Consider the following 9,413-nt stretch of genomic DNA (forward strand, 5'->3'; position numbering starts at 1 on the left):
CGGCTCGCGCGGAGCGCAGCGCTCCGCGCGAGCGGGGTTCGCTGCCGCGTCATTCGACCGGGCAGCCGTCGGGATCGCCCGCCGGTTCGAAGCCGTTGCGGAAGATCGCCTCGACGAGCCCGAGCACCGTGACGTCGAACGGCGCGGCCTGGCTCGCCTCGTGGTTCGCGTCGCCCGGATAGGCCGCGGCGAGCGCGAGCTTCGCCGACGGCTGATCGTTCGCCGTCAGCGTCGCGACGCACGTCGCCGCGCCGCCCTGCACGGCCACGCTGCCGCACAGCGCGCGCTGGCCGTCGCCGAAGTCGACGCCGCCGGTCGCGCCGACGCCGCCGGTCAGCGTCGCGACGAGCGTGAACGGCTGTCCCTCGACGAACGTGCGCAGGCAGTCGCTCGACAGCGCGAGGAACGTGCCGGCCTTGCGAATGATCGCCGTGGCGCCGCCGCTCGCCGTGTAGTTCGTGCCGGTGCAGGTCGCCGACACCGGCGTGGTGCCGGCGCCCGGTCCGACGCCGGCCGGCACGACGGTGCAGCTCGCGCCCGGCTCTTCATGCAGCGTCGCGGTGATCGGCCGCACGTTGCCGTTGTAGACGAATTCCAATGTCCCGAAATCCACCGTGCCGACCGCGCGGTTCACCGTGTGGCTCAGCGTGTTCGAGGCCGGCTGCTGGTTCGCCGTGTAAGTCGCGTCGCCGCCGTAGCGCGCCGTGATCGCGTGACTGCCCACGCTCAGGGCGGCGGTCGTGCACGCGGCCCTGATCGGCGCCGCCGTCGTCAGCGCGACGTCGACGCAGCCGGCGATCGGCGTGTCGCCGTCCTTGAACGTGACGGTGCCGGTCGGCGTCGCCGTCGCGGGCGCGACGGGTGCGACGGTGACGGTGAACGTCAGCGACTGGCCCCAGGCGCTCGGCGCGGTGCCGGCGGTCAGCGCGACCGTCGCGCCGACGCGCGCCGGTGCCGGCGTCGCGGTCAGCGCGTTCGATGCCGCTCCCGTCGACGCCGCGTTGCGCGCGACGACGCGGCAGCTCACCTCGACGTCGTTCGCGAGGCCGGTCACCGCGAGCGGCGACGCCGCGCCGGTGATCGACTGCGCGCCGCAGGTCGCCGTGTAATCGAGGATCGCGCTGCCGCCGTTGCTCGCCGGCGGATCGAACACGAGCGTGACGCGCGTGTCGCCGGGCTGCGCGGCGGCCAGCACCGGCGCGCCGGGCGAGGCCGCGGGCGTGACCTGCAACGGTCCCGCGATGCCGCTGAGGCCGGCCGCGTTGTGCGCGAACACGCTGCAGAACGCGACGGTGCCGTTGGTCAGGCCGGTCACGACGATCGGCGACGCCGTGCCCGTCACGACCTTGCCGGAGCAGACCGCGCGGTAGTAGTCGATCGTGCTGCCGCCGTCGTTCGCGGGCGCGGTGAACGTCAGCGTCGCGCTGCCGTCGCCCGGCTGCACGCTGACGAGCGTCGGCGCGCCGGGTGGACCGATCGGCGTCACGGCGAGCGCGCCGGACGCGGCGCCGGTACCGAACGCGTTGCGCGCGCTCACGGTGCAGTTGACGGGCGTGCCGTTGGCGAGGCCCGTCACGACGATCGGCGAGGCCGTGCCGACCGTCGACTGCGTGCCGCAGGTGGCCGTGTAGTCGAGCACCGCGCTGCCGCCGTCGTCGGCGAGGCTGAAGGTCAGCGTCGCGCGCGCGTTGCCCGGCGTCGCCTGCGTCAGCGCCGGCGCGGCCGGCACGTCGGCGACGGTGTGCGCGGCGGTGCCGCTCGAGCCGGTGTAGGCCGCGTTGGCGACGTAGCTCGCCGTGAGCGTCTTGTTGCCGCGCGTCAGCGACGTGAGCGTACAGCTGCCGGTCGACGGCGTGCCGGGCGCAAGCGTCGCGATGCACGACGCGCCGCCGTCGGTGACGACCACCTGGCCGCCGGGCGCCGGCGTGCCGTCGCCGAGCACCGACACCTGCACCGTGTACGCGGTGTTGACGCGCGACGGGTTCGGCGCGTGCGAGACGATACTCGTGGTCGTGCTGCCGATCGGCGTCGCGGCGACCGGGTCGGACGGCGGGCTGGTGCCGATGCTGTTGCGCGAGACGATGGTGCAGTTCACGGTGACGCCGTTGTCGAGTCCGGTCACCGTGATCGGCACGCCCGGGCTGTCCTGGCTGCGCGTGCCGCAGGTCGCGGTGTAGCCGGTGAACGGCGAACCGATGTTGCTGATGCCGATCTGCAGCGTGACGCTGCCGTTGCCCGGCGTCGCGGAAACGATCGTCGGCTTGGCCGGCACGACCGGGTCCTGCACCGGCAGCGAGTAGCCGGCCGAACTCGCCGCGCCGTTCGTGTCGTCGCCGCCGTAGTACGCGGTCAGCGTCGCGGTGCCGCTGATTCCGGTGGCCATGTCGCAGCTGCCGGTCGACGGCGTACCCGGCGTGAGCGTCGCCACGCAGGTGGGGTAGGCGTCGGTGCCGTCGAACACGCGCACGCGGCCCGACGGCGGATTCGCGCCGGAGCCGGTCACGCTGATGTTGACCGTGTAGCCGCGGCCGGCTTCCGGCAGCGCCGGCGACGTCGAGACGATATCGACCGCGCTCGCCGGGAACAGGCCGGAATAGTTTGCGAGGAACACGCTCGAGACCAGCGGCGTCCCGATCGCGGCGAGATTGCCGGCGTCGGAGGCGAAGGCGGCCATACCGTTGTCGCCGAACGCGCGGGTACCGGCGAAGCTCGCGGCGTCGGCGGCGATGCCGGCGGCGTTCTGCGACAGGCGCGCGATCGCGCCGCTCGTGCGGTCCTTCACGTAGACCGCGAGCGTGTTGTTGCCGCCCGCGACGAGATTGCCCTGCGCGCACGCGAAGCCGACGAAGCGCGCGCCCGAACTGAACGACGGCGAGCCGCAGTCGCCGCCGGTGCCCTGCGCGCCGGCCGCGCTCGTGTTGACGCGTTCGATCGCGCCGGTCTCCAGATCCTTGACGAACACGTCGGCGACGCCGTTGTCGTCGCCCGGCACGAGATTGGTCGCCCACGACACGAACGCGACGTAGCGGCCGTCGGCGCTCACCGACGACTGCTCGCTGTGGCCGTTCGCGGGCACGCCGGCCGCGTCGGCGCTGACGAGCTGCGTCGGCTGCGGCACATTGAAGTATTCGCGCATGTTTCGCGCGTACACGTTGCGCAGCCCCGCGGTGCCGCTGACGCCGAGATTCGTCGCTTCCGACGTGAACGCGAGGATGCGCCCGTCGTCGGAGATCGACGGCTGCGAACTGTTGCCGTTCGCGCCGATCGTCAGGAGGTTGCCGGTCGCGATGCTGCCGCCGGCGTCGCGCCGGTAGACGAGGATGTCGGTGAATCCGTTGCGGTCGGCCACCGCATTGCCGTCGGGCGACGTCACCGCGATGATCCGGGCATTGGCGCTGACCGCGATCGGCCCCAGCGTGTCGGCGGTGGCCTGCTGGCCGTAGAACAGGTTCACGCGATCGATCGCGCCGTCGGAGAGACGTTTGCGGAACAGGTCGACCTTGCCGTTCGTGTCGCCCGCGACGAGATTGTTCGCGGCCGACAGGAAGTACACGTCGCCCGCGCGCTCGGCGTAGGCCGGCGCGTAGCTGTCGCCGTTGCCGGCCGTGCCCGACGCGGTGGCGCTCAGGCGCGTCGTCGCGCCGTTGCCGGTACGGTAGGCGAACACGTCGCGCGTGCCGACGGCGTCGCCGTCGACGAGGCTCGAACTCCACGAGTCGTACAGCACGAGACTGCCGTCGCGCGAGATCGCGACGTTCTGGCTGTCGCCGTCGTTGCGCAGGCCGAAGTACGCGCCGCTCGCGCGCCGCGTGACGCCCGCCGTGCGATCGCGCACGAACACGTCGGCGGCGCCGTTGTTGTCGGGCGGCGCGATCGTCGGCGACACCGACTGGAACGCGACGAAGCGGCCGTCCGCGCTGATCGACGGCCACATGCGCGGCTCCCACGACACCTGTTCCTCGGTCGCGGTCGAGCCGTCGGGCCTCACGTGCTGGTTGACGATCTGGCCGGTCTGGCGGTCCTTGACGTAGACGCCGACGTGCGACGGCGGGAGGTTGTACGCGAGCTGCATCGCCAGATAGCGGCCGTCGGCGCTGAGCGCCGGCGTGCGGCTGTCGCGGTAGACGTTGCTCGACGCGCCGAGCTCGATCGCGCCTGTCGTCATGTCCTTGACGAAGACGCGCTCGCCGGTCCAGCCGGCGCTCGGCAGGTTGCTCGCGCTGCACTGGAACGCGACATAGCGGCCGTCGGCGCTGATCGCCGGCCAGTCGTTGCACGCGCCGCTCGCGACCGTGCCGTCGGCCGCGGCGCTCGCGAGCGACGAGGCGCGCGTCAGGCGGTCCTTGTAGAACACGCGGTTGGCGAGGCCGTTCGGCGTGAAGTCCGGCACGAGATTGCCGGCGGTGGAGTTGTATACGACGTAGCGTCCGTTCGCGCTGATCGCCGGAAACTGGCTGTGGTTGTCGCCGGGCTGGTCGGCGCCGTTGCTGCTGACGAGATCGAGCGCGCCGGTGACGAGATCGCGCACGTAGACGTCCATGCGGCCGTTGACATCGCCCGGCGCCAGTACGCGATACGTGGAGAAAGCCACAAAGCGTCCGTCCGCGCTCAGCGACGAGCGCAGCTGCGTCGCGGGCGCCGCGATCTCGGGCGTCGTCGGCGCGCTGCCGTCGGCGCGCGTCGTCGCGCGCACGAGGGCGCCGGTGTAGAGATCCTTGACGAAGACGTCCTTGTCGGCGCCGTCGCCCGGATAGAAATTGCTCGCTTCCGACTGGAACGACACGTAGCGGCCGTCGGCGCTGATCGCCGGGAAGCGGCTCGGGCCGTTGCCCTGCGTGCCGTCGGCGGCGACGCTGACGCGGCGCAGTGCGCCGCTCGACTGGTCGCGCACGAACACGTCCTCGACGCCGTTCGTGTCGTCGCCGACGAGGTCGGTCGCCGTCGACGAGAACGCGACGAAGCGTCCGTCGGCCGACAGGCCCTGCGTCGAACCGGTGGACGCCGCGTTGCTGTCCGGATAGCCGCTGCGCGGTCGCGAAACCCACAGCGGCGATGCCGGCGGCGCCGCCGACACGGTCTGCGCGACCGCGGCCGTGGTCATCGCCGGATAGTTCGCGTCGCCGGCCCACGTCGCGATGAGCGGATGCGTCCCGACGCTCGAGCCGTACCACAGGCAGTGGCTCGCCGGCAGCGCGATCTCGCAGGTGTCGGTGCCGTCGCCGACGACGATCGTTCCCGTCGGTGCGGGCGTGCCGGCGAACGGCGCGACCTCGAGCGACACGACCACGCTCGCCGGCTGCCCGAGCGGCACGCTGGACGGACGGTTGGCGACGATCGCGAACTGACGCACCGAATGCGCGGTCTGCGCCGAACTGCTGCCCGTCCACATGCCCTGGTCGGCGAATGTCGCCGTCAACGCACGCACGCCGGCGCGGTTCGACGCGAGCTGGCAAGAAGCGGTTTCGTTCGCCGTGCCGGCGAGCGTCGCGGTGCAGCGCGTCGTGAGCGGATCGTTCTCCGGGCCGTCGCGCACGATCACGGCGCCTTGCGGAAAGCCGCCGAGGTCCGGCGTTTCGCGCACGCGCACCTGCACGGTGTACGGCTCGAACGGCTTGGTCGACGACGGCGAATGCCCGACGATGGTGGTCGCGGTCGCGCGGCCCGCGAGCACGTCGTGCGTCGTGCTCGCGGTCGCGGGCGCAACGGCGCCGTCGCCGGCGTAGCACAGCTGCATCGTATGCGTGCCCGGGCTCGCAAAGCGGATCGAACACGCGTGCGCCGGCAGCGTCGCCGTGCACTGGTGCGAAGGATCGACCGGCGCCGACGCGCAGTTCGCGGCTTCCTTCACGACGACGGTGCCGGTGGGCTGCACCGGCGCGCCGTTCGCGGGCGGCGCCAGCGTCCAGTCGAACGCGACGTCCACGCCGATGGCCGACGGCGACGGCGCGTGCGTCACGTTCGAGAACGCGACGACGCCGCTCGACGTATGCGCGGCGGTCGCGGTGTTGCCGTCCCAGCCGCCCCAGCCGACGTAGTCGGCCGTCAGCGTCTTCTGGCCCGCCGTTAGCGGCGTCAGCGTGCAGCTGCCGGTGCCGCCGGACGCCGGCGCGAGTTCGATGGAGCAGGTCGCCGTCTGCGGATCGTCGCGATCGCCGTCGCGCACGACGACCGTGCCGCGCGGCGTGCCGCTCATCAGGTTGTAGGCGGCCTTGCCGACGGTCGCCTGCACGGAATAGGGCGCGATACCGACGCTGGTGGCGGGCGTGACCGGATCGATCTGCATGACGGTGTTCGGACCCGGCGTGAAATACCAGTTCACCGCCGGGTTGAAGCGCATGCGCGTCGGATAGATCAGCCGCCAGTGATTCGGCGCCAGCGGCGCGAGGCCGACGAACGTGCCGGCGAAGGCGACCTCGTCGTTGAAGCGCACGACGATGTTGCACTCGCCGCCTTGTGGATTGTTGTAATAGCCGGCGAAGACGGCGGTGCTGCGATAGTCGTCGGCCGTGCCGGCGATGCCGTCGATGCCGGCGCGCGCGAGCCGCAGCATCGCCAGATCGTCGTTGTGCAGATGGCGCCCGACCTGGCCCTGGATGTAGCCCTGGACCGCGACCGCCTCGCTGTTCGGGTGGCCGAGCGCGGTCATCACGTCGCTGTTGCCGTTCGCGGCGAAGTGCTGGCCCGGCGGCAGGTGATCGAGCGTCCGTGCCATCGTGGTGGTGTCCACGACCGCGGGCAGGAACGCGGGGTCGTTCGATCCGCGCGGGTACCACAGCAGGTTCACGTCGTCGCCGCGCTGGTCGTCGGCCGAGCCGGGAATGCCGTCGGCGTCGCCCAGCCGATCGAGCACGCCGTTCGCGCCGTCGCCGCTGCGCGAGTCGTAGTAGCCGTACGTCCCGTTGCCCGCGGGATTGTTGGCCTGGTTGGGATGGTCGAGGCCGTGCGCGTGCATGAATTCGTGCAGCAGCACGGTTTCGAAGTCGACCCGGTCCGCCGGCGCGCTGGTGTCGGCGCCGCTGGCGAACGTGTTGTCGGCGAGCGAGCGGAAGCGGTTGTAGGTGGCGATCACGTTGCGCACCGCCGGTTCCGCCGCGGTCGCGAGCGATAGGTTGATCGAGTTGTCGATGCAGACGCGGATCGACGACAGCTCGCCGCCGCCGCCGTAGTAGTTCTGGTGCGCGACGCGGTCGGGTTCGTCCTGGTTGACGGTCACGAAACCGCCGGCGACGCCCGGCTGCGGCAGCATCGTCACGCCGAACGCGACGAGCGCGGTGAGGTACAGGCGCTTCATGGCGTTCCCTCCGCGCCGACGCGCTTGCCCGGGCGCGCCGCAAGGGCGCGCAGGGCGCCGATCGCCTCGGCGACGCGATTGACCTCGGCGGCCTTGGGTTGGCGCTGCGCCGCCTGCTGCGGACTGCGCGCGACCAGCTGACGCGACTGGTCGCCGTCGCGCCATTGCAACGTGTACAGGTCGGCATCGGGATCGGCGTACACGACGGCATCGGCCGATGCGTCTTTCCACACGTTGCCGGTCTGCGCGCGCAGGCGCTGCCGATCGACCTTGTTCAATTCCTGGGGCGCGACCGCGCTTTGAAGGGCGGCCCATTCCCGCGCGTCGAGGCGCAGTTCGAAGTCGCCCGCGTCGCGCAGAAACCACGGCCGATGCACGGCGACGCAGCCGTCCGCGTGCGCGCGGACCTCGATGCGGCTCTCCTTGCCGTCGCGCATCGCGCCGCTGGCGATGGACAGTTCGAACGCCGCCGGCGGCGAGTCCGCGCAGGCGGCGGTCGCAGCGGACGCGGCGAACGGCATTGCCAGGAAGACGGCGGCAAGGGCGCGTCGGCGCCACGGGACGGTCGGGCGGCTGGGCATGAAAGACTCCGGATTCGCCGAGAAGGGCGGTATCAGCGTGTCTTTCGTTTTTTCGGGGCGGCGGTTGTCAGGCGGTCGTGAAAATCTCGCGGCGAGCGCGGTGGGATGAATTGTCCCGTCGCGACAGATCTCGCGAAGACCGACGCGCCGTCGGATCCCGCTCCGAGGTGTTCGCCGTGGATGAAAAGCCGACCGACCGCGCATCGAACGACGCCGACCTCGCGACCGAGAAGTGGCGCTTCGAGCGCGATCTGCGGGCGCGCGAATTCGAACTGCGAACACGCGAGCAATCGGTTCGCGAGGCCGAGATCGAACTCAAGCGGCTCGACTACGCACTGCGGGAGCGCGATCAGGCGAACCGCGACCGCGAGGTCGAGATCAAGCACGCCGAGAGCCGCGGCGCGAAGTGGCGCAGCCCGCTGATCGTCGCCGTGCTGGCCGCCGCGCTGGCCGCGGGCGGCAATGCCGTGGTGGCCTTCGTCAACGGGGCTTCGCAGCGCGACCTGGAGAAATCCAAGCAGGAAGCCGAGCGCATCCTGGAGATGATCAAGACCGGCGGCGGCGAAAACGCCGCGAAGCGTGCCGACGTCAATCTGCGCTTCTTGCTCGAATCCGGCCTGATCGCCGATCCCGTCCTCGGCGCGAAACTCTCCGCGTACCTCGACAAGACGCCGAAGGGCAGCGGTCCTTTGCTGCCGTCGGCATCGACGCGCCTCGGGTTCGACGACGCGGCGCCGATCGACGCCTCCTTGCGGCGCAACCTCGAAACGATATTCACCAGATACCTCGCGTATCTCGACAAGGCGGGTTTTCCGCCGGCGATCAAGAAGATCGTCGTGCAGATCGAACCGGGCTTCGACAACGCCGCCTACGACGGCGAAAAGATCATCATCGACGACAAGATCGCGGACGACCCGTCGGTCCCGATCCGCGAGTACATGCACCACGTGCTGCTCGAAGGGGGTCGAACATCTGCACACGCAGCACGCAGCCATCGAAGGCGGTCTCGCGGACTATTTCGCCTGCAGTTTCTTGAACACGCCGGTGCTCGGTGAAAAATTCGCGCGCGTTTTCGGTACGGCGAATCCCTACATCCGCAATCTCAAGCACGACGAATCGTTCGCGAGCTTCGCGAAGAACCTCGACGGCGAGCCGTACGGCGGCATGGCGATCTGGGGCGGACTGTTCTGGCAACTGCGCGAGGCGCTCGGCGCTGCGGTCGCGGACAAGCTGCTGGCGACCTCGTGGCAGGCGTTCGAGGCGCCAAAAAAGCGCCAGGACACCGCAGCGCGTTTCGCCGCCGTGCTGCAGGCGGAAGCGGCGAAACTCGGCGAGATGCAGTCCGCGACCGTTGCCAAGGCGCTGCGCGATCGGGCGTTTCCGATCGGCAAATGACCGGCCGGTTCGGTACGCATGGACTCGGTTCGGTGCCGGTTTGCGAATCCGATTTCTCGAATCGTGGGTGTCGCGAATTCGAATCGATCGTGGGTGTCCCGAATCCGATCGCGCGAATCCGAATCGTGAGTGTCCCGATCCGCCCC

The 9,413-nt window shown here is 70.8% G+C and carries 5 protein-coding genes; 2 read left to right on the top strand and 3 right to left on the bottom strand.

What is annotated here, in order from left to right; all coding sequences use genetic code 11:
- Window positions 1-49: 49 nt before the first annotated feature.
- Genes OD750_RS27265 through OD750_RS27275 form a run of 3 tightly spaced genes read right to left on the bottom strand, consistent with a single transcriptional unit; the run spans window position 50 to window position 8,258 of the window.
- Window positions 50-7,291 (bottom strand): Ig-like domain repeat protein, encoded by a 7,242-nt coding sequence (locus OD750_RS27265; RefSeq protein ID WP_263542477.1) that lies wholly within the window; start codon window positions 7,289-7,291, stop codon window positions 50-52.
- Window positions 7,288-7,872: a hypothetical protein gene (locus tag OD750_RS27270; RefSeq protein ID WP_263542476.1), complete on the bottom strand. Its 585-nt coding sequence runs from the start codon at window positions 7,870-7,872 to the stop codon at window positions 7,288-7,290. Before OD750_RS27270 ends, OD750_RS27265 begins: the two co-directional genes overlap by 4 nt.
- A gap of 32 nt (window positions 7,873-7,904) precedes the next feature.
- A complete protein-coding gene (locus tag OD750_RS27275) occupies window positions 7,905-8,258 on the bottom strand; it encodes a hypothetical protein (protein ID WP_263542475.1) in 354 nt (117 codons plus the stop codon).
- Window positions 8,259-8,303: 45 nt separating this feature from the next.
- On the opposite strand from OD750_RS27275, the gene OD750_RS27280 reads away from it, so the two are divergent.
- Window positions 8,304-8,927: a hypothetical protein gene (locus OD750_RS27280; protein WP_263542474.1), complete on the top strand. Its 624-nt coding sequence runs from the start codon at window positions 8,304-8,306 to the stop codon at window positions 8,925-8,927.
- Window positions 8,917-9,267, top strand: a complete 351-nt coding sequence (locus OD750_RS27285) for a hypothetical protein (RefSeq protein ID WP_263542473.1) — start codon at window positions 8,917-8,919, stop codon at window positions 9,265-9,267. Before OD750_RS27280 ends, OD750_RS27285 begins: the two co-directional genes overlap by 11 nt.
- Window positions 9,268-9,413: the final 146 nt, after the last annotated feature.

This window comes from Tahibacter soli, assembly GCF_025717065.2.
GTDB classification, from domain to species: Bacteria; Pseudomonadota; Gammaproteobacteria; order Xanthomonadales; family Rhodanobacteraceae; genus Tahibacter; species Tahibacter soli.

What these genes read in the sequence shown, in the direction of transcription:
- OD750_RS27265 (WP_263542477.1), bottom strand. Translation starts at nt 7,291, where the DNA reads ATGAAGCGCCTGTACCTCACCGCGCTCGTCGCGTTCGGCGTGACGATG.
- OD750_RS27270 (WP_263542476.1), bottom strand. Translation starts at nt 7,872, where the DNA reads ATGCCCAGCCGCCCGACCGTCCCGTGGCGCCGACGCGCCCTTGCCGCC.